Consider the following 24,523-nt stretch of genomic DNA (forward strand, 5'->3'; position numbering starts at 1 on the left):
TAGTAGCAGGGCAACGGATTTTAGATGACGTTGTGAGAAGGCTTCTGATTTTGCTCAGACAATTCTTCGAGTCTGAGAAGTTCGTTAAAGCTTTCAATGGCAACTTCAACCTGGTCATCCTTAGGTTCCTTCGTAGTTAACAGCTGAAGCCAAAGTCCCGGGTACCCTAGTAATTTCAGACCGGGAATATCACGCACTTTGTTTGTCAGCTGCAGAACTTCAAAGGATATACCAAGTACGACCGGTATCAGTGCGACACGATCTATCACACGCAGCCAAAGCGGATCTGTCGGAACGAGTAAATAAACAAACATGCCGACAATAATCGTAAATAAAATAAAGCTTGATCCGCAGCGGTAATGAAGCCGAGATTGGTTTTGGACATTCTTCACAGTAATTGGCAAATTCTGTTCATAACAGTTTATGACTTTATGTTCGGCTCCATGATATTGAAACACTCTTTTAATGAGCGGTGTCATGGACAAAAAATAGATGTAACCGAGCAGCAAAATCAATTTAAACAGGCTTTCAACCGTGATTTGAGCTATGTCCGATGAAAAAATCGGCCTTGTCAGTTCAGCTAAGAAAACTGGAACCAATGTAAATACGAATTTACTGAACAAAAATGAAAGGACGCCTATAACCGCGAGGCTGAGATACATAGACAGCCCAGATGATTTTTTTTCTTCATGCTCAAGTGTCTCGTCTTCAGATGGATCGAGCCCATAACGTTCGCTTGAAAAATTCAAATGCTTTGTGCCGTTTGCACTCGCTTCGATAATGGCCGCGATCCCCCGTAAAAACGGTATCTTTTTTACAATGTTCAGTTTCGGGTTGTGTTTGCGGGGAAGCTTAAAAAAGTTAATGCTTCCATCCGTTCTTCTGATGGCTGTAACGTAATGATGCTTTCCGCCAAACATAACACCTTCCACAACAGCCTGCCCGCCGTAAGCGGGCGGAATTTTATGTTTTGACATATTATCAACCTGCCTATTTCTTTAGGATTGCTAACCATTTCCTTTCACTCTATTGTACAGGAAACAGCGCTAAACCTCTAGATTGACAGGCTGAAAAAATTGCCATAGCCTTGCTTTTTCTACATGCATTATACCCGTTATTTTCAAATTTTACTCGCAGCTGTCAAAAAGTGTGAGCTTTTTTATTGACATTTCATTTTTTGGGCACACTTTAACTGGAGGTGCCATGATGACAAGCGAAAAAGATACAGAACAAAATGATGAAGAATTGAATGAGAAGCAAAAGCCGCCTGTTTCAATGGCCGGCAGGGTGGCGGCAACAGGTTTTTGCGGAGGCGTACTTTGGAGTTTCGTTGCTTATATCGCATATTTGTTTCATTTTTCCGAAATCAGCCCGAATATGATATTGCAGCCGTTTGTGCTCGGAGAGTGGAAAAAACATGGGCTGGGAACGGTAATCAGCATCATTTTGATTGGAGTAATTTCAATTGGCGCAGCGTTTCTTTATTTTCTTCTATTGAAACGTTTAAAAACAATGTGGCCGGGTATTTTATACGGCTTGGTGCTTTGGCTGCTCGTGTTTTTTGTTTTTAATCCGATTTTTCCAGATGTGCGCAAGGTGACCGAACTGACATCAGATACCATCATTACGACGATTTGCATTTATTTGCTTTACGGGATGTTTGTCGGGTATTCCATTTCATTTGAATACAATGAGCTGAATTCGGAAAAGCTGGCACGTGCGCTGGGAATGCATAGAGAATAGTGTATAATCCTTTTCCAGTATGATAAAATGTTCACGAGAAGTGAACATTTTTTACATGAGAAACCCTCGCGAAAAGGAGAGATTATGTGCCTCATTTTTTGATTTTGAACGGGCCGAATGTCAATCGGCTTGGGAAGCGTGAGCCTGAAGTATTCGGCCGCCAGACGCTGACCGATATTGAAACAGATTTATTTCAATTTGCTGAAGCCTTACATATCCAGCTCACTTTCTTCCAGTCTAATCACGAAGGTGATTTGATCGATGCGATTCATGAGGCAGAGGAGCAATACAGCGGGATTGTTCTGAACCCCGGCGCCTTGAGCCATTACAGCTATGCGATCAGGGATGCTGTTTCAAGCATCAATCTTCCTGTGGTTGAGGTGCATTTATCAAACTTATACGCCAGGGAAGAATTCAGGCATCAGTCGGTTATCGCTCCGGTTGCGAAAGGGCAGATTGTCGGTCTTGGAGCTGAAGGCTACAAGCTTGCTGTTCGCTACTTATTAAGCCAGCAAGGGGGAGAATAAGCATGAAGCTAGAAAAATTAAGAAACCTGTTTGAACAGCTGGGAATTGACGGCATGCTGATTACAAGCAGCACGAATGTACGCTATATGACAGGGTTTACAGGTTCTGCGGGTTTGGCTGTTATATCGGGTGACAAAGCAGCGTTTATTACGGATTTTCGTTATACAGAGCAGGCGAAGGTTCAGGTAAGAGGTTTTGAGATCATTGAACATGGCGGCAGCCTGATTCAGACCACTGCCGACACTGTGGAATCATTCGGCATCAAGCGTCTCGGCTTTGAACAGAACAGCATGACATATGGCACTTACGCTTCATACAGCGCCGTTATCAGTGATGCCGAATTAGTGCCTGTGGCTGAATCCGTGGAAAAGTTGCGCTTGATTAAGTCTAGTGAAGAGATTAAGATATTAGAGGAAGCTGCGAAGATTGCAGATGATGCCTTCAAACATATCTTGACGTTTATGAAACCCGGCATTTCTGAAATCGCTGTTGCCAATGAGCTGGAATTTTATATGAGAAGCCAGGGAGCTGACAGCTCTTCTTTTGATATGATTGTCGCCTCGGGCCTTCGGTCAAGCCTTCCGCACGGTGTGGCCAGTGACAAACTGATTGAAAGCGGAGATCTTGTTACGCTTGATTTTGGCGCTTATTATAAAGGATATTGTTCTGATATTACCCGTACGGTCGCTGTAGGTCAGCCCAGTGATCAATTGAAGGAGATCTATCAGGTTGTATTTGATGCTCAGGCGCTCGGCGTCGCACATATTAAGCCGGGAATGACAGGAAAAGAGGCTGACGCCCTCACAAGGGATCACATTGCGGCAAAAGGCTACGGTGAATATTTCGGCCATTCAACCGGACACGGGCTCGGCATGGAAGTTCATGAATCGCCGGGATTATCCGTCAGATCTTCAGCTATCCTTGAACCGGGCATGGTGGTCACAGTGGAGCCGGGCATTTACATACCAGAAACAGGCGGTGTCCGTATTGAAGATGACATCGTGATTACAGAAAACGGCAACCGGACAATCACCCATTCCCCAAAAGAACTTATTATTTTGTGATTGTAATATAGGAGGACATTAAACATGATTTCAGTTAACGATTTCCGTACAGGATTAACAATCGAAGTAGATGGCGGCATTTGGCGCGTCGTTGACTTCCAGCACGTAAAACCTGGAAAAGGTGCGGCATTTGTCCGCTCTAAACTTCGCAACCTTCGCACTGGCGCCATTCAGGAAAAAACCTTCCGCGCTGGTGAAAAAGTAGCGAAAGCGCAAATCGAAACAAAAACAATGCAATATCTATATGCAAACGGAGATCAGCACGTATTTATGGATACTTCTTCTTATGAGCAGCTTGAACTGAGCGCAACTCAAATCGAAGAAGAATTAAAATACCTGCTTGAAAACATGTCTGTGCATATCATGATGTACCAGGATGAAACACTTGGTATCGAACTTCCAAACACAGTTGAGCTGAAAGTTGTTGAAACTGAACCTGGTATTAAAGGTGATACAGCATCAGGCGGTACAAAACCTGCGAAAACTGAAACCGGGCTTGTTGTAAACGTGCCGTTCTTTGTGAATGAAGGCGACACACTTGTTGTCAATACATCAGACGGTTCTTACGTTTCAAGAGCATAGAAAGAAAAAAGAAGTCTGTTCCCAAATGGGAGCAGGCTTTTTTTGTGCCCAAAACAGAATCTTTCTTTTATACGAAAATGACAAGACTACTTCAGCAAGCTAGAGCATATCATATAAAAAAACAGGAGGTTGGGAGAGTGCTATGAAATTTTTTCTTGGAAATATCAATTCTACTGTTTTAACAATGGCGGGATTACGAGTTTTATCCTCTATGATTGAGCTGACTGCAGCAATTATCATGCTTGTGACAAACGATGTCCGGAAGGCGGTTGTGGTTAACAGCATTCTTGCTATTGTAGGGCCGTTGATTTTTATCATTACTATGACTGTCGGAATCTACCAAATTGCCGGACAGCTTTCGTATGCAAAGCTGATTCTGATTTTCACGGGTGTTGTTTTGATTTTGGCGGGTGTTCATAAATAAGGAGGGGCTTGTCATAAAGTCTGCCTTACATCATACATTTTAAAGAAGCCAATCGGTAGAAAGGAGGAGGCTCTGTTGAATGAAATCGCTGAGGTTCTCCCTGAATCCATGAAAAACGCCCTTTCTGAAATACCGGAACAACAATGGCTGGAAATCGAAGAAGTCAGAATCCGGGTCAACCGCCCTATTGAATTGATTCGAAAAGGACAACCTGTTTTTTTATCCTATGCGGGTACGGCCGAGGATGCCCATCTGATCCTGAGCCGGCTCAGCAACTATAGCATGTATACTCTTGAAGAAGAGCTGAAGAAAGGGTATGTCACGATCAGAGGCGGCCACAGAGTCGGACTGGCAGGCAGAGTCATTACGGAAAACGGAGGTGTGAAAGGACTCCGTGACATCGCATCTTTTAATATACGAATTGCCAGGCAAAAGCTGGGAATTGCGGAGCCGCTGCTTCCGTACTTATATCAAACCAGCTGGCTGAATACGCTGATTATCGGACCGCCCCAAACCGGCAAAACAACACTTCTTCGGGACCTTGCGAGGCTCTCAAGCACCGGCAAAAACCGCATGCTGCCCGTAAAGACAGGAATCGTCGATGAACGATCAGAAATTGCCGGATGTCTGCGCGGCATTCCGCAGCATCAATTTGGACAGAGAATTGACGTATTAGACGCCTGTCCAAAGGCTGAGGGGCTGATGATGATGATTCGATCCATGAGTCCTGAGGTGATGATTGTCGATGAAATCGGGCGTATGGAAGATACAGATGCGCTTCTGGAGGCGTTGCATGCAGGTGTTTCAGTAATCGTATCGGCGCATGGCTGGAGCATATCTGATCTCATGAAGCGGCCTTCATTGAAGCGTTTGTGGGAAGAAAGAGCCTTTGACCGCTATTTGGAATTATCCAGAGCAAAAGGGCCGGGCACAGTGAGCCGCATTTATGACAAAGACGGACATGTGCTGTCTAGGACGACGGGCGTGAAAACATGCTGAAGCTGCTGGGCGCAGTATTCATTGTGGTAGCGACAACATGGACAGGTTTTGAAATGGCGAAGATTTATACAGAACGGCCGCGGCAAATCCGCCAGCTGCGTGCGGCGCTTCAATCTCTCGAGGCTGAAATCATGTACGGCCATACACCGCTTCATACCGCTTCACAGCAGATTGCCAAGCAGCTCGCCCAGCCTGTTTCAGCTCTTTTTTCCGCATTCAGTGATCAGCTGGAAAAGGGAAGCGATTCCGCGAAAACGGCGTGGGAGCAAAGCTTAAAAAAGGTATGGGACACCATGTCTTTGAAAAAAAGCGAATACGAGGTGCTAAAGCAGTTTGGCGAGACGCTCGGGATTCATGATCGAATCTCACAGCAAAAGCACATCAAGCTGGCGCTGACACATTTGGAAGCCTCAGAAGCGGATGCTGAGCAGGCGCAAGCGAAAAACGAAAAGATGATAAAAAGTTTGGGCTTTTTAGCGGGCTTGTTACTCATTCTTCTATTGATGTAAACGTGAGGGGAGCAAAAATAAAATGGGAGTAGACGTGAATGTCATATTTCAAATCGCCGGAGTGGGAATCGTGGTCGCTTTTTTACACACGATATTGGATCAGATGGGCAAGAAAGAATACGCTCAGTGGGTGACGCTGTTAGGTTTTATCTATATTTTATTTATGGTCGCCACGATTGTAGATGACCTATTTAAAAAGATAAAAGCTGTGTTTTTATTCCAAGGATAGGGGGGCTTGCAGATTGACATCGTTCAAATTGTAGGTTTAGGGCTGATCGCCACCTTCCTTTCTTTAATTGTAAAAGAACAAAAGCCGACTTTTGCGTTTTTAATCGTCGTTTTTGCCGGATGTGCCATTTTTCTTTATTTAGTAGACCAAATCTACGAGATTATACGAATGATAGAAAAAATCGCGATTAATGCAAATGTCAACATGGTCTATGTTGAAACCATTCTAAAGATTATCGGAATCGCCTATATTGCTGAATTCGGGGCACAGCTCACAAAAGATGCCGGTCAAGGAGCCATCGCCTCGAAAATAGAATTGGCGGGGAAAATTTTAATTCTCGTTATGGCTGTGCCTATTTTAACCGTCATTATCGAAACGATTCTCGGACTTATACCTTCTATGTCATAACTGAAAGGAGGCGGTAGATTGAAGCGTTTTCAATGGGTTTTGCTTTTGGCCGTGCTGATCATAGCAGGGCGTGCAGAAATTGTACAAGCAGCAGGTAATGACGAACAAACGGAAGATCATGCTGAAACGGCCGAGCAATTAGCGGAAAGGACAGCAGCCTCGCTAGAAACAGATAAGATCGGGGAATTTTGGAATGATATTATGACAGAATACGGCGGACTGCTGCCGGAAAGCCAAAAAGGCAGCTTAATCGAGTTTATCAACGGCGATAAATCATTCTCACCGCAAGAATGGCTGAAAGCTCTCTTTTCTTATTTGTTCCATGAAGTGCTAGCCAATGGAAAGCTGCTGGGCACATTGATTTTGCTCACGATTTTTTGCGTCATTCTGCAGCTTCTGCAAAATGCGTTTCAGCAAAGCACTGTCAGTAAGGTCGCTTACTCAATTGTGTACATGGTGCTGATTATCCTTGCGCTGAACAGCTTTCATGTGGCAATCAATTATGCAACTGAAGCCATTCAGACGATGACCAGCTTTATCCTGGCACTCATTCCGCTCCTCTTGGCGCTTTTGGCTTCCTCAGGCGGAGCTGTATCTGCTGCCTTCTTTCATCCTGTTATCCTCTTTCTGATGAACACGAGCGGTCTTTTGATTCAAAATATCGTCATGCCGCTGATTTTCTTATCAGCGATTCTGAGCATTGTCAGCACAATGACCGAACAATACAAAGTAACGCAGCTGGCCAACCTGCTCAGAAATATCGCCATCGGAGCACTGGCTGTTTTTCTTACCATCTTTCTCGGCGTCATCTCTGTTCAGGGAGCCTCGGCTGCAGTGACAGACGGCATTACGCTCAGGACGGCTAAATTCATAACCGGAAATTTTATTCCAGTACTTGGCCGAATGTTTACAGACGCAACAGATACAGTAATCAGCGCCTCCTTACTGCTGAAAAATACGGTAGGGATTCTGGGTGTCGCTATTTTGATCTGTATCGCGGCATTTCCGGCAATCAAAGTGCTTTCCCTCGCTTTTATTTATAAGCTGGCAGCCGCGATTCTTCAGCCGCTTGGAGGCGGGCCCGTCATCACCTGCCTCGACGTCATCAGCAAAAGCGTCATCTATATTTTTGCAGCTCTCGCCATTGTGTCTCTCATGTTTTTTTTAAGCCTTACTGTCATAATCACAGCCGGGAACCTCACGATGATGATGAAATAAAGGAGGCAGGCGAATGAGTTTTTTAACGGAATGGCTTACCACCATCGTGTTGTTTATCCTATTTGCAATTGTGATTGATATGCTGCTGCCAAGCTCCAGCATGCAAAAGTACGCAAAAATGGTAGTCAGCCTGCTCTTGATTGTCGTCATGCTTACGCCAATTTTTAAACTTTTCAAGACAGACCCCGAAGTCATCTTTGAATACCTCACAAAAAACGAGCAATCAGAGTCTGCCGACATAAAAAATCAAATCAATTCAAAAAAAATAGAAATACAAGCTTCCCAGCGCGCATATATTCTAGAAGAAATGGCTGTCCAACTAAAAAAGAAAGCGGAGGAGAGATTCAGTCATGATGAATATAAAGTAGGCAGCATCAAACTCACGGCAGGAGAAAAGGTAGATTCAGAAGAGGATATTAAAACAATCAGCGTGTATATGGCCCCGTCTTCTGAAAAAACGGTCCAAACGGTCGCGCCGGTCCACATTGATACAGATCATGCATACGTAACGAAAGAAGCAGCCGAACAAAAAGAAGCCAAACAGATCCAAACCCAGCTCGCGGACATTTGGGAAATCGGAAGTAAGAAAATTACGGTTCATATGGAAGGCGGGGAGAGTGTCGGCAATGAATAAAAACGGATTATGGAATGTATTGAAAAAGCAGTTTCTTCCGAGACAAACGAAGGACGGCGAAAAGCCGAAGCTGACCAAATATCATTACTTTCTGTTCGTTTTTGTTCTCGGAGTTTCCTTTATGCTTGTCAGCCAGCTGTTTTCTTCACCCGAGAAAACAGAAAACGCCAAAACAATAACGGCCGTATCCTCACAAAATTCTGAAGGCAGCAAAGAGAAAACAGCTGAAGTGTTTAAAGCCTCAAAATCTGATGAGCCTAAAAACTCGATCGATGATTATGAAAAAGAATACGAAAATCAGCTGAAAGAAATTCTTGAAACAATCATTGGAGTGGATGATGTCTCGGTTGTCGTGAATGTTGATGCAACGTCTCTGAAAGTATATGAAAAAAACAAATCAAACAAAAATACGACCACTGAAGAAACTGACAAAGAAGGCGGAACAAGAAGCGTTACAGACCAGACGTCGGAGGAAGAAATCGTCATGATCAAAAACGGCGATAAAGAAACACCAGTCGTCGTCCAAACGAAAAAACCGGATATACGCGGTGTACTCGTTGTTGCTCAAGGAGTGGACAACGTTCAAATAAAACAAACCATTATTGAAGCGGTGACACGGGTCCTGGATGTTCCAAGCCACCGGGTTGCGGTTGCCCCTAAAAAAATAAAGGAGGATTCATAAATGCTTAAAAAACAAACCGTTTGGCTATTAACAATGCTCAGTCTTGTCGTGGTGTTAAGCGTCTACTATATCATGTCGCCGGAAAGCAAAAACGCCGTGCAAATGCAAAGTGAAAAAAGCGCGTCTGACAGTGGAGAGGTCGCAACTGAAAAAGCGCCTGCCAAACAAGACACGAAGGAAAAAAGCGGTACAGAAACTGAAAAAGGAAAAGAAGATGGAACAAAGGGGACGAAAGATTCATCAGCAGACAAGGAAACATCCGCTGAAGCCAGTGAAAAAGGAACTGTTGTTACGGAAACAGCCGATGATGATCTGTTTACGACGTACCGTCTTGATTTAGAAGATGCCAGAAGCAAAGAAAGAGAAGAGCTGAATGCCATTGTGTCAAGCGATGATGCAACAGCCAAGGAGAAAAGCGAAGCATACGATAAAATGACGGCTCTCAGTGAAGTGGAAGGGACAGAAAAACAGCTGGAAACGCTTATTAAAACACAAGGTTACGAGGATGCGCTCGTCAATGCTGAAGGAGATAAAATCAATATTACAGTCAAATCAGACAAACACTCCAAATCGAAGGCGACAGCCATTATAGACCTTGTCGCAAAAGAAATCAAAACAATGAAAGATGTCGCTGTCACATTTGAACCCTCTAAATAAGAATGAGGGGAAAAAAGCCCGCTAAACAAGCGGGCTTTTTGCGTTGCTGTCATATTAGAGTTGAATTCAAAAGTCCGCTCCTGTAAGATGAACATAGTATGTACTTTTAGTAGTAACCTATAAAAAAAGAAATTTCATACATAGGAGTGCGATTGAATGTTAAATATCAAAGAAATCCACGAGCTGATTAAAGCAATTGACGAGTCTACAATTGACGAATTCGTATATGAAAATGAAGGTGTATCCTTAAAACTGAAAAAACACGAAGCAGGCACTGTTCAAGTCATGCAGCAGGCGCCGGCAACATCTGTACAGGCACAGGCTCCGCAGGCAGTTCAGCCGCAAGCGCAGCAAGCAGCGTCTGCACCTGCCCAAGAAGCACCAAAGCAGGATGAGAATCTACATAAAATCACTTCACCAATGGTAGGAACATTTTATGCATCTTCATCACCGGAAGCTGGCCCGTATGTAACAGCCGGTTCAAAAGTGAATGAAAACACAGTTGTCTGCATTGTAGAAGCGATGAAGCTTTTCAACGAAATCGAAGCAGAAGTGAAAGGCGAAATCGTTGAAGTATTAGTAGAAAACGGCCAGCTGGTCGAATACGGACAACCTCTATTTCTTGTAAAAGCAGAGTAAGGAGACTGAACATGATTAAAAAGCTATTGATCGCCAACAGAGGAGAAATTGCTGTCAGAATCATCAGAGCCTGCAGAGAGCTCGGTATTGAGACTGTCGCTGTTTATTCAGAAGCTGATAAAGATGCCCTTCATGTTCAAATGGCCGATGAAGCTTTTTGTATCGGGCCAAAAGCATCAAAAGACAGCTATTTAAACGTTACAAATATTGTGAGTGTTGCAAAGCTGACTGGCACGGACGCTATTCATCCGGGATATGGATTTTTAGCTGAAAATGCTGATTTCGCTGAATTATGTGAAGAAGTGAATGTCACGTTTGTCGGCCCAAGCGCTGACGCCATTTCAAAAATGGGAACAAAAGACGTTGCGCGGGAAACGATGAAACAGGCTGGCGTGCCAATCGTACCGGGTTCACAGGGAATTATAGAAAATGTGGAAGAAGCGGTTTCGCTTGCTAATGAAATTGGGTATCCTGTAATTATAAAAGCCACCGCAGGCGGAGGCGGAAAAGGAATCAGAGTTGCCCGCACTGAAGAGGAACTGATTAATGGCATTAAGATTACACAGCAGGAAGCTGCAACAGCATTCGGAAATCCAGGCGTATACATCGAAAAATACATAGAAGATTTTCGCCATGTTGAAATCCAAGTGCTTGCCGATAACTACGGAAATACCATCCATTTGGGAGAACGCGACTGCTCGATCCAAAGACGCCTGCAAAAGCTTTTGGAAGAATCACCATCTCCAGCCCTTGATTCAGAAATCAGGGAGCAGATGGGAGATGCAGCAGTAAAGGCTGCAAAAGCGGTTGGCTACACAGGTGCTGGAACAGTTGAATTTATCTATGACTACAATGAACAGCGCTATTATTTCATGGAAATGAACACGAGAATCCAGGTAGAGCACCCAGTCACAGAAATGGTGACGGGCACGGACCTGATTAAGGAACAAATCAAGGTGGCATCAGGAATGGAACTGAGCCTTAAGCAAGAAGATGTTGAATTTGAAGGCTGGTCCATCGAATGCCGAATTAACGCAGAAAACCCAAGTAAAAATTTCATGCCGTCACCTGGTGAAATTAAAATGTACCTGCCTCCTGGCGGTCTTGGTGTCCGCGTCGATTCAGCTGCGTACCCGGGCTATTCCATCCCGCCGTACTATGACAGCATGATTGCAAAGGTAATCACATACGGAAAAACGAGGGATGAAGCGATTGCCCGCATGAAACGCGCATTGAGCGAATTCGTCATCGAAGGCATTGAGACAACAATCCCGTTCCATTTAAAACTGCTTGAACACGAAACATTTGTGAGCGGAGAGTTTAATACGAAATTTTTAGAAACATATGATGTAATGGGCTCATAATTTTTACGGAGGTGAATTGAATGAAAGACAACAGCTTGCTTAAAATGGATCAAGAAGATACGCATTTGGGTAAGGTTGAGATTGCACCGGAGGTCATTGAGGTCATTGCCGGCATTGCAGCATCAGAAGTTGATGGGGTTGCCGAAATGCGCGGAAATTTTGCAACAGGCGTCGTCGAGCGCTTTGGCAAAGTGAATCATGGCAAAGGTGTCAAAGTCGACCTGGCGGATGACGGAATTACGATCGATGTATACTGTGTCGTTACATTTGGCGTTTCGATTCCGAAAGTTGCAGCGTCCGTTCAGGAAAACATTCGTCAAACCTTATTAAATATGACGTCTCTTTCGATTAACGAGATTAATATTCACATCGTCGGCATTCAATTTGACACAAAAGCCCAGGAAGTCCAAATCGACGAAGAAATGTAAATGGCTTAACACGAAACCAAGGGGAGGGCGGCCCTTTGGTTTTTTTACACGTTACCCTTTATTTCAAAGCATGAAGAAAGCCGGCTCAAAAGCCGAGTTTCTTCATGATCGTGAAATCCGAATGATCATATTAAGGTTTGTGAAAATATTCGGTAATAGGGTAAAAAAACCTTGATTTCAATATGCGGATACGAAAAAAATATGTTATGATCTCTTTGTGGCTTAACGACAAGCGGATAAAGAGGATCAAAGGAGAAAGAAAATGAAAAGAAGAACAGCAAGAGAAAAAGCTTTGCAGGCACTATTTCAAATTGATGTCAGCGATATTGCAGTGAATGAAGCCATAGAACACGCACTGGATGAAGAAAAAACAGATCCTTTCTTTGAACAGCTTGTACACGGGGTATTGGAACACCAAGACCAGCTGGATGAAATGATCTCCAAGCATCTGGTGAATTGGAAGCTCGATCGGATAGCCAATGTTGACCGTGCGATTTTGCGCCTGGCAGCATATGAAATGGCATATGCCGAAGACATTCCGGTGAATGTCTCCATGAACGAAGCGATTGAGCTGGCAAAACGGTTTGGTGATGACAAAGCGACAAAGTTTGTAAACGGGGTTCTTTCTAACATTAAATCTGATATTGAACAATCATAGGAGGAAAGAAAATGACTGCAACAATCATCGACGGAAAAGAAACGGCTAGAGAAAAACGCGAACAATTGGCAAAAGAGGTAGAAGAGCTTAAAAAGCAAGGCGTCACTCCCGGACTGGCGGTTATTTTGATTGGAGATGATCCTGCTTCTCACTCTTACGTGCGAGGAAAGAAAAAAGCGGCTGAAACAATGGGAATGAATTTCAAGCTCGATCAATTTGACAGCAGTCTCACAGAAGCTGAACTGCTTTCCATTATTGATCAATATAACCAAGACCCTGAGTTTCACGGGATTCTCGTTCAGCTTCCGCTTCCAGACCATATTTCTGAAAAAGCGGTGATCGAACGTATCTCTCCTGATAAAGATGTAGACGGGTTTCATCCGTTAAACGTAGGGAAAATGCTGCTTGGTGAAGATACGTTTCTCCCTTGCACGCCTCATGGAATTGTTGAGCTTTTGAAGAAAACCAATATCGACCTTTCCGGTAAAGAGGTTGTTGTAGTCGGCCGAAGCAACATTGTCGGCAAACCTGTCGGCCAGCTTTTATTAAATGAAAACGCGACGGTTACTTACTGTCATTCAAGAACAGAAAATATTACTGAGCATACGAAAAAAGCGGACATCCTGGTGGTGGCAGTCGGAAGAGCCAACTTCATCAGTGCAGACCAGATCAAAGAGGGGGCTGTTGTCATTGACGTCGGAGTTAACCGTCTGGAAAGCGGAAAGCTTTGTGGAGACGTTGAGTTTGAAGGGGCAAAGGAAAAAGCGTCCTTCATCACGCCGGTTCCAGGCGGAGTAGGTCCGATGACCATCACGATGCTTGCGCATAATACTGTTAAATCTGCGAAACGTACGTTATCATAGATAATTGGAGATATTCACAGGCGGGGCGTGTTGCCTGCCTTGAATATGAGCACGATACCCGCTTCTTCAGGCTCCTAAAGCCAGGGCGGGTTTTCTTTAGTTATGGTGCAGGAATGCTTAGGAGAGGAGTTTTTAGACATGGGTGAAGCAGCGTATGTTACCGTCTCAGCGCTGACAAAGTATATAAAACGAAAATTCGATGTAGATCCTCACCTTGAAAATATTTGGATTAAAGGCGAATTATCGAATGTAAAGATACACACACGAGGCCACATTTATTTCACTTTGAAAGACGAAAACGCAAGAATGCAGTCGGTGATGTTCGCGAGACAAAGCGAGCGTCTGCCTTTTAAACCTGAAAACGGTATGAAAGTGCTGGTCAGAGGCGGAATTTCCGTATATGAACCGAGCGGAAATTATCAATTATATGCCAAAGAAATGCAGCCTGACGGGGTCGGAGCGCTTTATTTAGCGTACGAAGAATTAAAAAAGAAGCTTGCCGGAGAAGGTTTATTTGACGACCGCTACAAAAAACAAATCCCCGCATTTCCAGCCACAATCGGGGTTGTGACATCTCCAACGGGTGCCGCTGTCAGAGACGTTATTACAACTCTAAAAAGAAGATATCCCCTTGTGAAAGTCATTGTTCTTCCAGCGCTCGTACAAGGCGAAAATGCGAGCAAATCCATCGTTACGCGCATTGAAGAAGCAAATGAAAAAGAAATGTGCGACGTATTAATTGTCGGGAGAGGCGGCGGTTCGATTGAAGAACTGTGGGCATTCAACGAAGAAATTGTAGCTCGCGCAATCTTTGCTTCCAATATTCCAATTATATCGGCAGTTGGGCATGAGACGGATTTTACGATCAGTGATTTTGTCGCAGATATCAGAGCAGCGACGCCGACAGGGGCAGCTGAGATTGCCGTGCCTCATACCACTGATTTAATCGAAAGGACAAAAACAGCGGAAGTCAGGATGACAAGAGCGATGCAGCAGCATCTCGGCCAGAAAAAAGAACGGATTCAAACGCTGCAATCGTCCTATGCCTTTCGTTTTCCAAAGCGATTGTATGCGCAAAAAGAGCAGCAGTTTGACCTCGCGTACCAGCAGTTTCAAGCACAGCTGACCGCTCTTTTAGATCGGAAAAGCAGACAGATGGAGCGTGAAACGTACAGATTAGAGGCGCTGCATCCTCATGAACAGCTGAAGCAAGCAAAAACACGATACGAGGAACAGACTAATCAGCTGAGAAAAAATATGAATATCCAAATGAAACAGCTGCATTCCCAATTCCAAACAGTTCTTGGCAAGCTGAATGCACTAAGTCCTCTTCAAGTGATGGAAAGAGGATACAGTCTTGCTTATAAAGAAAATAAACTCATTAAAAGTGTCAGTCAGATAGAAGAGAAGGAACAGCTTGAAGTTAAGCTGAAGGATGGCGTGCTGACCTGTGAAGTATTAGAAAAGAGAGGGGAAGAAAAATGACAGACGTGAAAAAAAATGAAAACATGACATTTGAAGAAGCGATGAAAGGGCTTGAGAGCATTGTCTCAAAGCTTGAAGAGGGGGATGTGCCTCTAGAGCAAGCAATTAACTATTTCCAAGAAGGCATGGCTTTATCAAAAATGTGCCATGAAAAGCTGCAAAAAGTCGAAAAGCAAATGGACTTCATTTTAAAAGAAGACGGCGAACTGGCACCTTTCAGTGTTCAGGAGGAAGACGAAGGTGACAAATAAATTAACGAGTTTTCTGGCGGACCGGAAAAAAACAATTGAAAATCAGCTTTCTGTCTATACAGAAAAGCTTGATATGCCGGACTCATTAAAGAAATCTATGTTGTATTCTCTAGAGGCCGGCGGAAAGCGGTTGCGTCCTCTGATTGTACTGGCTGTATTAAACGCATACGGAAAAAGTGAACAAGACGGTATTCCGGTTGGCTGTGCTGTCGAAATGATTCACACGTATTCGTTAATTCATGATGATCTTCCATGCATGGATGATGATGATTTGCGCCGCGGGAAGCCAACAAATCATAAAGTATTTGGTGAAGCGACAGCAGTATTAGCGGGTGACGGACTGCTCACGGAAAGCTTTAAGCTCATCACCTCCCACGTGTCAGACGAGGTGTCAGCAGAAAAGCGCCTTCGGCTTGTCAATGAACTGATTTCAGCGGCAGGCACCGAGGGCATGGTCGGGGGACAAGTAGCTGATATGGAAGCGGAAAACCGCCAAGTCACGCTTGAAGAGCTCGAATCTATTCATGAACGGAAAACTGCCAAGCTTCTAGGTTTTTGCGTAATCGCCGGCGCGATTTTGGCGGATGCACCTGAGGAAGACATTGAAACCCTGCGTACCTTCAGCAGCCACATTGGAATCGGTTTTCAAATCAGAGACGATATTTTAGATTTAGAAGGCAGTGAAGAAAAAATCGGCAAACGTGTCGGCTCGGATACCACAAATGACAAATCGACTTACCCGTCACTTCTTTCACTGGAAGGGGCCAAACGAAAATTGGAAGCTCATATAAAAGAGGCGAAGCGATTAATCGGCGGACTCTCTCTTCAAAAAGACCTTTTGTATGAGCTTTGTGATTTAATTGCGGCAAGAGATCACTAAAACGATCCTAATTTGAAGCGGCTGCACGAGATATGGTAAAATGTAAGCAGTTTATAAGAAAAATGAAAAGGAAAGCGCGTTTGTCTTTTTTTATGTCCGAGATGATTGTCCAGATCGGCATTCTGGAAGACATGTGTCATTGCAGAAATTCATGCTGAAAGTGAGTTGATCCGCTTTGGATCTTTTATCAATACAGGACCCGTCGTTTTTAAAAAACATGTCCATTGATGAATTAGAGAAATTAAGTGATGAAATCCGTCAGTTTTTAATTACAAGTTTATCCGCTTCCGGCGGCCACATCGGCCCAAACTTAGGTGTCGTAGAGCTTACTGTTGCATTGCATAAGGAATTTAACAGCCCGAAAGACAAATTTTTATGGGATGTAGGCCATCAGTCGTATGTCCATAAGCTGCTGACAGGTCGCGGTAAAGAATTTGCGACGCTTCGCCAGTACAAAGGGCTTTGCGGATTTCCAAAGCGGAGCGAAAGCGAGCACGATGTATGGGAAACCGGGCACAGCTCGACTTCTCTGTCAGGCGCGATGGGAATGGCAGCTGCGCGTGATATTAAAGGAACGGATGAATATATTATTCCGATTATTGGGGACGGCGCGCTGACCGGCGGAATGGCGCTTGAAGCCCTTAATCACATCGGCGATGAGAAAAAAGACATGATTGTCATCCTTAATGATAATGAAATGAGTATTGCACCGAATGTCGGTGCCATTCATTCTATGCTCGGACGGCTGCGCACTGCGGGGAAATACCAGTGGGTCAAAGATGAGCTTGAATACTTATTTAGAAAGATTCCGGCAGTTGGAGGCAAGCTTGCCGCGACAGCTGAACGGGTCAAAGACAGCCTGAAATACATGCTCGTCTCCGGAATGTTTTTCGAGGAGCTCGGTTTTACGTATTTGGGCCCGGTGGACGGACATTCTTATCATGAGCTGATTGAGAATCTTCAATACGCCAAAAAAACGAAAGGCCCTGTTCTCCTGCACGTCATCACGAAAAAAGGGAAGGGGTACAAACCGGCTGAAACCGATACAATTGGAACATGGCACGGTACCGGCCCATACAAAATTAATACCGGTGACTTTGTAAAGCCAAAAGCCGCAGCTCCTTCGTGGAGCGGCCTTGTCAGTGGAACTGTGCAGCGAATGGCGCGCGAGGACGGACGCATTGTAGCCATTACGCCGGCTATGCCTGTCGGTTCAAAGCTTGAAGGTTTCGCAAAGGAATTCCCTGACCGGATGTTCGATGTAGGAATCGCAGAACAGCATGCCGCAACGATGGCTGCAGCTATGGCGATGCAGGGTATGAAGCCGTTTTTAGCAATTTACTCAACCTTCTTGCAAAGGGCATATGACCAAGTCGTTCATGACATCTGCCGCCAAAACGCCAATGTGTTTATTGGAATTGACCGTGCAGGGCTCGTTGGCGCTGATGGAGAGACACATCAAGGCGTGTTTGATATTGCGTTTATGCGTCACATTCCAAACATGGTCTTAATGATGCCGAAAGACGAAAATGAAGGCCAGCACATGGTTCATACAGCACTTAGCTATAATGAAGGTCCGATAGCGATGCGTTTTCCGCGCGGAAACGGACTCGGCGTAAAAATGGATGAACAGTTGAAAACGATTCCGATCGGTACGTGGGAGGTGCTGCGTCCAGGGAACGATGCTGTCATCTTAACATTCGGTACAACAATCGAAATGGCGATTGAGGCAGCCGAAGAGCTGCAGAAAGAAGGCTTTTCCGTACGCGTTGTGAATGCGCGTTTTATTAAGCCGATTGATGAAAAGATGATGAAGAGTATCCTAAAAGAAGGCTTGCCAATTTTAACAATTGAAGAAGCGGTCTTAGAAGGCGGTTTCGGAAGCTCGATTTTAGAATTCGCTCATGATCAAGGTGAATATCATACACCGATCGACAGAATGGGTATACCTGATCGGTTTATTGAACACGGAAGTGTAACGGCGCTTCTAGAGGAAATTGGACTGACAAAACAGCAGGTGGCAAACCGTATTAGATTACTGATGCCGCCAAAGACACACAAAGGAATTGGATCATGACGTCAAAGAAAGAACGATTAGATGTATTATTAGTGGAAAGAGGGCTGGCGGAAACGCGTGAAAAAGCCAAAAGAGCCATTATGGCGGGGATCGTCTATTCAAACGAAAACCGCTTGGACAAGCCTGGAGAAAAAATTGACCGCGACCTTCCGTTAACAGTTAAAGGAAACCCGCTGAGGTATGTGAGCAGGGGCGGTTTAAAGCTTGAAAAAGCGCTGAAGGAATTTCCCGTCTCTGTCAAAGATAAAATTATGATTGATATTGGCTCCTCCACTGGCGGTTTTACGGATTGCGCTTTGCAAAATGGAGCTAAACAGTCATACGCTGTGGATGTAGGCTATAATCAGCTTGCATGGAAGCTCAGACAGGATGAACGGGTCGTCGTGATGGAACGGACGAACTTTCGTTATGCAACACCGGCAGACTTTACAAAAGGCATGCCGGAGTTTGCCACAATAGATGTGTCCTTTATTTCCCTTCGGCTCATCCTTCCTGTCCTTAAAACATTGCTCGTACCAGGCAGCGACTGCATGGCTCTTGTTAAGCCTCAGTTTGAAGCGGGACGGGAATCTGTCGGCAAAAAAGGGATTGTCAGAGATCCTAAAGTGCATGCTGATGTGCTCAAGCGAATGATCAGTTTTTCTGCCGCTGAAGGCTATATCTGTAAAGGTCTGTCATTTTCTCCAATCACGGGAGGAGACGGAAATATTGAGTTTCTCCTTCATTTGTATTGGCCGGGAGAGGGACAGGTAGGTCAGGAACTGCCAGAAGAAGAGATCATGCGCGTTGTAGAAGAGGCACATAAGACGTTAAAAGAAAAAAAAGCAGATGTACCGGAATAATAGGGCGCTATTATTCCTTTTTTCTGCATTCATGTACAATGTGCAGAGAATCATATAACATAAAAGAACAGATAAGCTGGAAATAGAGGTGCTTACATGAACAAAGGCCAGAGGCATATTAAAATCAGAGAGATTATTACGAGCAATGAAATCGAAACGCAGGATGAATTGGTCGACATGCTGAAGCAGGATGGCTACAAAGTGACGCAAGCCACGGTATCACGGGATATTAAAGAACTTCACCTTGTAAAAGTGCCTACGAATAATGGTTCTTACAAATACAGTCTTCCGGCGGACCAGCGTTTCAATCCGCTTTCAAAGCTAAAGCGGGCATTGATGGACGCATTTGTGAAAATAGACTCAGCAAGCCATATGATTGTGCTGAAAACGATGCCGGGCAACGCCCAGGCAATCGGGGCGCTGATGGACAATTTGGACTGGGATGAAATGATGGGGACCATTTGCGGAGATGATACGATTTTAATTATTTGCCGGACTCCTGAAGATACAGAAGGCGTAAAAAACAGGCTGCTTGAACTGCTGTAACAGAAAATCTAACAAAGATAAGAGGTGTAATGCTGTTTGTTAGCTGAACTATCGATTAAAAACTTTGCCATTATTGAGGAACTGACGGTTTCTTTTGAACGCGGGCTTACGGTTTTAACAGGAGAAACCGGAGCCGGCAAATCCATCATCATAGACGCCATTTCTCTTTTAGTCGGAGGCCGCGGATCATCTGAATTTGTTAGATATGGGGAAGCAAAAGCCGAACTTGAAGGGCTGTTTCTTTTGGAGAGCGGCCATCCTGTTTTAGGCGTATGCGCTGAGCAGGGAATCGACGTTTCAGACGAAATGATCGTCATGAGAAGAGATATCAGCACGAGCGGGAAAAGCGTTTGCCGTGTCAATGGCAAGCTTGTCACGATTGCCTCGCTAAGAGAGATCGGCAGGCTTTTATTAGATATTCACGGGCAGCACGATAACCAGCTGTTAATGGAAGACGAAAATCATCTCCAGCTCTTGGACAAGTTTGCCGGAGCCGAAGTGGAAAGCGCACTGCAAGCGTATCAGGAAGGGTACCAGCGGTATACGAAGCTGCTCAAAAAGCTAAAACAGCTTTCTGAAAGCGAACAGGAAATGGCCCACCGCCTTGATCTCATTCAATTTCAGCTCGAAGAAATCGAATCAGCAAAGCTTGAGATCAACGAAGATGAACAGCTCCAAGAAGAGCGTCAGCAAATTTCAAACTTTGAGAAGATATATGAATCGCTGCAAAATGCATATAATGCGCTTCGCAGTGAACAGAGCGGATTGGACTGGGTCGGAATGGCATCAGCGCAGCTTGAAGTTATATCTGATATTAACGAACCGCTGAAAAAACTGTCTGAAAGTGTTTCGAACTCCTACTATCTGCTTGAGGACGCTACATTTCAGATGAGAAATATGCTGGATGAGCTTGAATATGATCCGGAACGCCTGAACTATATTGAGACTCGGCTCAATGAAATCAAACAGCTGAAACGAAAATACGGTGCCACTGTCGAGGACATTTTGGAATACGCTTCTAAAATTGAAGAAGAAATTGACCAAATTGAAAATAGGGACAGCCACCTCCAAAGCCTGAAAAAGGAGCTTGACTCCGTCGGCAAGGATGTCGCAGTGGAAGCGGCAAATGTTTCACAAATCCGGAAAACATGGGCGAAAAAACTGGCTGATGAGATTCATCGGGAATTAAAAAGCCTGTATATGGAAAAATCAACGTTTGATACAGAATTCAAAATCAGACAAGCGTCACACAATGAAGAGGCACCGATTGTAAACGGCCAGCCCGTTCAGCTGTCTGAAAAAGGGATCGATCTGGTGAAGTTTTTAATTTCAACCAATACAGGCGAGCCGCTGAAATCCCTTTCGAAAGTCGCTTCAGGTGGAGAGCTGTCACGGGTGATGCTTGCCATAAAAAGCATTTTTTCCTCACAGCAGGATGTGACATCGATCATTTTTGATGAGGTTGATACCGGCGTAAGCGGCAGGGTCGCACAGGCAATCGCTGAGAAAATCCATAAAGTGTCATTAGGATCACAAGTGCTGTGTATTACACACTTGCCTCAGGTGGCTGCCATGGCCGATACGCATCTTTATATTGCGAAGGAGTTAAAAGACGGCAGAACGACGACACGTGTCAAGCCGCTGTCTAAACAGGAAAAGGTAGCGGAAATCGGACGCATGATTGCAGGTGTGGAGGTAACCGATCTAACGAAACGCCATGCGAAAGAGCTTTTAAAACAAGCAGATCAAGTCAAAACAACTGGGTAAATAAGCTGCGCGAAAAGCGCAGCTTATTTTTTTGTTTACATCCATTCGTTCATCAGTATATCCAATGTTTTTCTTCATATGACAGTTATAAATAAGCCGCCAGAAGGCAAAATTAAATGATGTAGCAGCAAGTCATAAAGAAGGTGTGGGATAGGAGCGAGGAGAGTGAAGTAGTGAATGCCCGATAACATCAGAAAAGCAGTAGGTTTAATTCTCCTTGTTTCGTTATTAAGTGTAGGTTTATGCAAACCGCTAAAAGAGTATTTACTGATTCCAACGCAAATGAGAGTATTTGAAACCCAAACACAAGCGATTGAAACAAGTTTATCGGTAAACGCTCAGACATCAGAATCATCAGAAGCGTTTACAGTAAAAAAAGATCCGCACGAAATCAAGGTGACAGGTAAAAAGTCAGGTGAGTCAGAATTAGTATACGATCTTGCTGGATTTCCAATTAAAAAAACAAAAGTGCAAGTTCTTCCTGATTTAAAGGTTATACCTGGCGGACAATCAATCGGTGTAAAACTTCATTCCGTCGGTGTTCTTGTCGTCGGATTTCATCAAATCAATACAAGTGAAGGCAAAAAATCTCCGGGAGAAACGGCCGGAATTGAAGCGGGCGACATTATTATCGAGATGAATGGACAGAAAATTGAAAAAATGAACGATGTAGCCCCCTTTATCCAAAAGGCCGGAAAAACTGGTGAATCTTTAGATTTACTGATCAAACGAGACAAACAAAAAATCAAAACAAAGCTGATTCCAGAAAAGGATGAACAAGAAGGCAAATACAGAATCGGATTATATATCAGGGATTCTGCTGCCGGCATCGGCACTATGACCTTTTATGAACCGAAAACAAAAAAATACGGAGCACTTGGCCATGTGATTTCCGATATGGACACAAAGAAACCAATTGTGGTGGAGAATGGAGAAATCGTTAAATCCACTGTAACATCAATTGAAAAAGGGACAGGCGGTAATCCGGGAGAAAAACTGGCGCGATTTTCCTCAGAACGCAAAACGATCGGGGATATTAACAGAAACAGCCCATTTGGGATTTTCGGCACGCTGCATCAGCCGATTCAAAACAACATATCAGATCAAGCATTGCCGGTTGCGTTTTCTACCGAAGTCAAAAAAGGGCCGGCTGAAATTTTAACGGTCATTGATGATGACAAGGTGGAAAAATTTGATATTGAAATCGTCAGCACAACGCCGCAAAAATTCCCTGCGACAAAAGGAATGGTGTTGAAAATTACCGATCCAAGGCTGTTGAAAGAAACAGGAGGCATCGTACAGGGGATGAGCGGAAGCCCGATCATTCAAAATGGAAAAGTGATCGGTGCTGTCACCCATGTGTTTGTAAATGACCCGACAAGCGGCTACGGTGTTCATATTGAATGGATGCTGTCTGAAGCAGGAATCGATATTTACGGAAAAGAAAAAGCAAGCTGACTGCCGGAGTTTCCGGCAGTTTTTTTGTTTTGATCCCTCTTCACTTCTCAGAATACATACGGTAAAATATACAAAAGAAGATTTTTCGACAAATTCACGTTTCCTTGTTTGTCAAATTTCATTTTTAGTCGAAAAACAGAGAAAAACATAGAATAACAAAGATATGCCACTAATATTGGTGATTATGATTTTTTTAGAGGGTATATAGCGGTTTTGTCGAATGTAAACATGTAGCAAGGGTGAATCCTGTTAACTACATTTGGGGAGGAAGAAACGTGGAGAAAATTAAAGTTTGTGTTGCTGATGATAATCGAGAGCTGGTAAGCCTGTTGAGTGAATATATAGAAGGACAGGAAGACATGGAAGTGATCGGCGTTGCTTATAACGGACAGGAATGCCTGTCGTTGTTTAAAGAAAAAGATCCTGATGTGCTCGTATTAGATATTATTATGCCGCATTTAGACGGACTTGCGGTTTTAGAGAGGCTGAGGGAATCAGATCTGAAAAAACAGCCGAATGTCATCATGCTGACAGCCTTTGGACAGGAAGATGTCACGAAAAAGGCCGTCGATTTAGGCGCGTCCTACTTTATTCTCAAACCGTTTGATATGGAAAACCTTGTCGGTCATATCCGCCAGGTCAGCGGAAATGCCAGCAGTGTGACGCATCGTGCGCCATCATCGCAAAGCAGCATTATACGCAGCAGCCAGCCTGAACCAAAGAAGAAAAATCTCGACGCGAGCATCACAAGCATTATCCATGAAATCGGCGTCCCAGCCCATATTAAAGGCTATCTCTATCTGCGCGAAGCAATCTCAATGGTATACAATGACATCGAATTGCTCGGCAGCATTACAAAAGTCCTCTATCCGGACATCGCCAAAAAATTCAACACAACCGCAAGCCGTGTAGAAAGAGCGATCCGCCATGCAATTGAAGTGGCATGGAGCAGAGGAAACATTGATTCCATTTCCTCGCTGTTCGGTTATACTGTCAGCATGACAAAAGCTAAACCTACCAACAGCGAATTCATTGCAATGGTTGCGGATAAGCTTAGATTAGAACATAAGGCTTCTTAAACATGTGCATATTATGTGATGATTAAATCAAACGTCTTTTATTTATTAGTTTGCGCTGATAAATAGGAGGCGTTTTGTTTTTGGGGACATTTGTTATCATAGGTGATGGATATGAAAAATTTATTTTCCGTAAGGAGTGAGGTATGTGTTTGAAAAATATGGTCTGCTGATTGCCTTATTTATTCTTGCGCTTTGCGTCAATTCGAACATCATCACAGATTCACGCTTACTAGGCACCCTGATTGACTTTATCTCATTTACAGTCATGGTTTCATGTGTTCTCGCTGCTTGGAGAATCAAAACCAAACAATCAGAATCAAATTGAAACCTTTCTCCTGCAAAATCGTAAGTAAGGTGTATTTTATTCAAAGGAGACGTATGAATGAGCAAGAAAAAAGCAAGAAAGCGTGACGGGCTTTTGTTAGATTTGCTTTCTGAAGTGGCAGGCCATTTCCTGTTCCTGCCGTTTAGGGTTTTGCACAAACTGCTTGACTAGAGAAAAAGATCCCT

The 24,523-nt window shown here is 44.1% G+C and carries 29 protein-coding genes; 28 read left to right on the top strand and 1 reads right to left on the bottom strand.

The window, feature by feature from the left end:
• Nucleotides 1-20: 20 nt before the first annotated feature.
• Nucleotides 21-977, bottom strand: coding sequence for a DUF1385 domain-containing protein (locus tag BLL41_RS15995; RefSeq protein WP_071578603.1), 957 nt, complete (start codon nucleotides 975-977; stop codon nucleotides 21-23).
• A gap of 226 nt (nucleotides 978-1,203) precedes the next feature.
• On the opposite strand from BLL41_RS15995, the gene BLL41_RS16000 reads away from it, so the two are divergent.
• From BLL41_RS16000 to BLL41_RS16140, 28 genes are all read left to right on the top strand, one after another.
• The gene (locus tag BLL41_RS16000) at nucleotides 1,204-1,743 is read left to right on the top strand and encodes a YqhR family membrane protein (protein ID WP_083428046.1); all 540 of its coding nucleotides are present in this window, start codon (nucleotides 1,204-1,206) and stop codon (nucleotides 1,741-1,743) included.
• 86 nt (nucleotides 1,744-1,829) lie between these two features.
• Complete coding sequence (gene aroQ / locus BLL41_RS16005) at nucleotides 1,830-2,270, top strand: type II 3-dehydroquinate dehydratase (protein ID WP_071578605.1); 441 nt, start codon at nucleotides 1,830-1,832, stop codon at nucleotides 2,268-2,270.
• Between the two features lie 2 nt (nucleotides 2,271-2,272).
• Complete coding sequence (gene papA / locus BLL41_RS16010; protein WP_071578606.1) at nucleotides 2,273-3,334, top strand: aminopeptidase PapA; 1,062 nt, start codon at nucleotides 2,273-2,275, stop codon at nucleotides 3,332-3,334.
• Nucleotides 3,335-3,358: 24 nt separating this feature from the next.
• Nucleotides 3,359-3,916 carry an elongation factor P gene (gene efp / locus BLL41_RS16015; protein ID WP_003226377.1) on the top strand — a complete coding sequence of 186 codons (558 nt, stop codon included), beginning with the start codon at nucleotides 3,359-3,361 and terminating at the stop codon, nucleotides 3,914-3,916.
• Between the two features lie 142 nt (nucleotides 3,917-4,058).
• Complete coding sequence (locus BLL41_RS16020; RefSeq protein ID WP_014664571.1) at nucleotides 4,059-4,340, top strand: YqhV family protein; 282 nt, start codon at nucleotides 4,059-4,061, stop codon at nucleotides 4,338-4,340.
• Between the two features lie 75 nt (nucleotides 4,341-4,415).
• Nucleotides 4,416-5,339 (top strand): stage III sporulation protein AA, encoded by a 924-nt coding sequence (spoIIIAA, locus tag BLL41_RS16025; RefSeq protein ID WP_040082660.1) that lies wholly within the window; start codon nucleotides 4,416-4,418, stop codon nucleotides 5,337-5,339.
• Nucleotides 5,333-5,848: a stage III sporulation protein SpoIIIAB gene (gene spoIIIAB / locus BLL41_RS16030; protein ID WP_071578607.1), complete on the top strand. Its 516-nt coding sequence runs from the start codon at nucleotides 5,333-5,335 to the stop codon at nucleotides 5,846-5,848. The genes spoIIIAA and spoIIIAB overlap by 7 nt, the downstream gene beginning before the upstream one ends.
• Nucleotides 5,849-5,870: 22 nt before the next feature.
• On the top strand, nucleotides 5,871-6,077 hold the full coding sequence (gene spoIIIAC / locus BLL41_RS16035) for a stage III sporulation protein AC (protein ID WP_003153142.1): 207 nt from the start codon (nucleotides 5,871-5,873) through the stop codon (nucleotides 6,075-6,077).
• Between the two features lie 6 nt (nucleotides 6,078-6,083).
• Nucleotides 6,084-6,485: a stage III sporulation protein AD gene (gene spoIIIAD, locus BLL41_RS16040; protein WP_071578608.1), complete on the top strand. Its 402-nt coding sequence runs from the start codon at nucleotides 6,084-6,086 to the stop codon at nucleotides 6,483-6,485.
• 18 nt (nucleotides 6,486-6,503) lie between these two features.
• The gene (gene spoIIIAE / locus BLL41_RS16045) at nucleotides 6,504-7,703 is read left to right on the top strand and encodes a stage III sporulation protein AE (protein ID WP_071578609.1); all 1,200 of its coding nucleotides are present in this window, start codon (nucleotides 6,504-6,506) and stop codon (nucleotides 7,701-7,703) included.
• 13 nt (nucleotides 7,704-7,716) lie between these two features.
• The gene (spoIIIAF, locus tag BLL41_RS16050) at nucleotides 7,717-8,337 is read left to right on the top strand and encodes a stage III sporulation protein AF (protein ID WP_040082662.1); all 621 of its coding nucleotides are present in this window, start codon (nucleotides 7,717-7,719) and stop codon (nucleotides 8,335-8,337) included.
• Nucleotides 8,330-9,019, top strand: a complete 690-nt coding sequence (gene spoIIIAG / locus BLL41_RS16055) for a stage III sporulation protein AG (protein ID WP_071578610.1) — start codon at nucleotides 8,330-8,332, stop codon at nucleotides 9,017-9,019. The genes spoIIIAF and spoIIIAG overlap by 8 nt, the downstream gene beginning before the upstream one ends.
• Entirely contained in the window at nucleotides 9,020-9,676 is a 657-nt protein-coding gene (gene spoIIIAH, locus BLL41_RS16060; protein WP_003230250.1) for a stage III sporulation ratchet engulfment protein SpoIIIAH, read from the top strand.
• Between the two features lie 156 nt (nucleotides 9,677-9,832).
• Entirely contained in the window at nucleotides 9,833-10,315 is a 483-nt protein-coding gene (gene accB / locus BLL41_RS16065) for an acetyl-CoA carboxylase biotin carboxyl carrier protein (RefSeq protein ID WP_071578611.1), read from the top strand.
• Nucleotides 10,316-10,326: 11 nt separating this feature from the next.
• Nucleotides 10,327-11,679, top strand: coding sequence for an acetyl-CoA carboxylase biotin carboxylase subunit (gene accC / locus BLL41_RS16070; protein WP_071578612.1), 1,353 nt, complete (start codon nucleotides 10,327-10,329; stop codon nucleotides 11,677-11,679).
• A 20-nt stretch (nucleotides 11,680-11,699) separates the two neighbouring features.
• Complete coding sequence (gene yqhY / locus BLL41_RS16075; protein WP_003236896.1) at nucleotides 11,700-12,107, top strand: fatty acid biosynthesis protein YqhY; 408 nt, start codon at nucleotides 11,700-11,702, stop codon at nucleotides 12,105-12,107.
• A 262-nt stretch (nucleotides 12,108-12,369) separates the two neighbouring features.
• Nucleotides 12,370-12,765 carry a transcription antitermination factor NusB gene (gene nusB / locus BLL41_RS16080; RefSeq protein WP_003230256.1) on the top strand — a complete coding sequence of 132 codons (396 nt, stop codon included), beginning with the start codon at nucleotides 12,370-12,372 and terminating at the stop codon, nucleotides 12,763-12,765.
• An 11-nt stretch (nucleotides 12,766-12,776) separates the two neighbouring features.
• A complete protein-coding gene (gene folD, locus BLL41_RS16085; protein ID WP_003226403.1) occupies nucleotides 12,777-13,628 on the top strand; it encodes a bifunctional methylenetetrahydrofolate dehydrogenase/methenyltetrahydrofolate cyclohydrolase FolD in 852 nt (283 codons plus the stop codon).
• A gap of 138 nt (nucleotides 13,629-13,766) precedes the next feature.
• Nucleotides 13,767-15,113, top strand: a complete 1,347-nt coding sequence (gene xseA, locus BLL41_RS16090) for an exodeoxyribonuclease VII large subunit (RefSeq protein WP_071578613.1) — start codon at nucleotides 13,767-13,769, stop codon at nucleotides 15,111-15,113.
• The gene (locus BLL41_RS16095; protein ID WP_003226409.1) at nucleotides 15,110-15,364 is read left to right on the top strand and encodes an exodeoxyribonuclease VII small subunit; all 255 of its coding nucleotides are present in this window, start codon (nucleotides 15,110-15,112) and stop codon (nucleotides 15,362-15,364) included. Before xseA ends, BLL41_RS16095 begins: the two co-directional genes overlap by 4 nt.
• Nucleotides 15,354-16,244 carry a polyprenyl synthetase family protein gene (locus tag BLL41_RS16100; RefSeq protein ID WP_071578614.1) on the top strand — a complete coding sequence of 297 codons (891 nt, stop codon included), beginning with the start codon at nucleotides 15,354-15,356 and terminating at the stop codon, nucleotides 16,242-16,244. Before BLL41_RS16095 ends, BLL41_RS16100 begins: the two co-directional genes overlap by 11 nt.
• A gap of 175 nt (nucleotides 16,245-16,419) precedes the next feature.
• On the top strand, nucleotides 16,420-18,321 hold the full coding sequence (gene dxs / locus BLL41_RS16105) for a 1-deoxy-D-xylulose-5-phosphate synthase (RefSeq protein ID WP_071578615.1): 1,902 nt from the start codon (nucleotides 16,420-16,422) through the stop codon (nucleotides 18,319-18,321).
• The gene (locus BLL41_RS16110; RefSeq protein ID WP_071578616.1) at nucleotides 18,318-19,163 is read left to right on the top strand and encodes a TlyA family RNA methyltransferase; all 846 of its coding nucleotides are present in this window, start codon (nucleotides 18,318-18,320) and stop codon (nucleotides 19,161-19,163) included. The genes dxs and BLL41_RS16110 overlap by 4 nt, the downstream gene beginning before the upstream one ends.
• A gap of 96 nt (nucleotides 19,164-19,259) precedes the next feature.
• Entirely contained in the window at nucleotides 19,260-19,709 is a 450-nt protein-coding gene (argR, locus tag BLL41_RS16115; protein WP_003230265.1) for an arginine repressor ArgR, read from the top strand.
• Nucleotides 19,710-19,745: 36 nt separating this feature from the next.
• A complete protein-coding gene (gene recN / locus BLL41_RS16120) occupies nucleotides 19,746-21,476 on the top strand; it encodes a DNA repair protein RecN (protein ID WP_071578617.1) in 1,731 nt (576 codons plus the stop codon).
• Between the two features lie 177 nt (nucleotides 21,477-21,653).
• Nucleotides 21,654-22,934 carry a SpoIVB peptidase gene (gene spoIVB, locus BLL41_RS16125; protein WP_071578618.1) on the top strand — a complete coding sequence of 427 codons (1,281 nt, stop codon included), beginning with the start codon at nucleotides 21,654-21,656 and terminating at the stop codon, nucleotides 22,932-22,934.
• A gap of 275 nt (nucleotides 22,935-23,209) precedes the next feature.
• The gene (gene spo0A, locus BLL41_RS16135; protein ID WP_003226427.1) at nucleotides 23,210-24,013 is read left to right on the top strand and encodes a sporulation transcription factor Spo0A; all 804 of its coding nucleotides are present in this window, start codon (nucleotides 23,210-23,212) and stop codon (nucleotides 24,011-24,013) included.
• A 145-nt stretch (nucleotides 24,014-24,158) separates the two neighbouring features.
• A complete protein-coding gene (locus BLL41_RS16140) occupies nucleotides 24,159-24,338 on the top strand; it encodes a hypothetical protein (protein ID WP_071578619.1) in 180 nt (59 codons plus the stop codon).
• Nucleotides 24,339-24,523: the final 185 nt, after the last annotated feature.

The organism is Bacillus sp. FMQ74 (assembly GCF_001875785.1).
Taxonomy (GTDB): Bacteria; Bacillota; Bacilli; order Bacillales; family Bacillaceae; genus Bacillus; species Bacillus stercoris.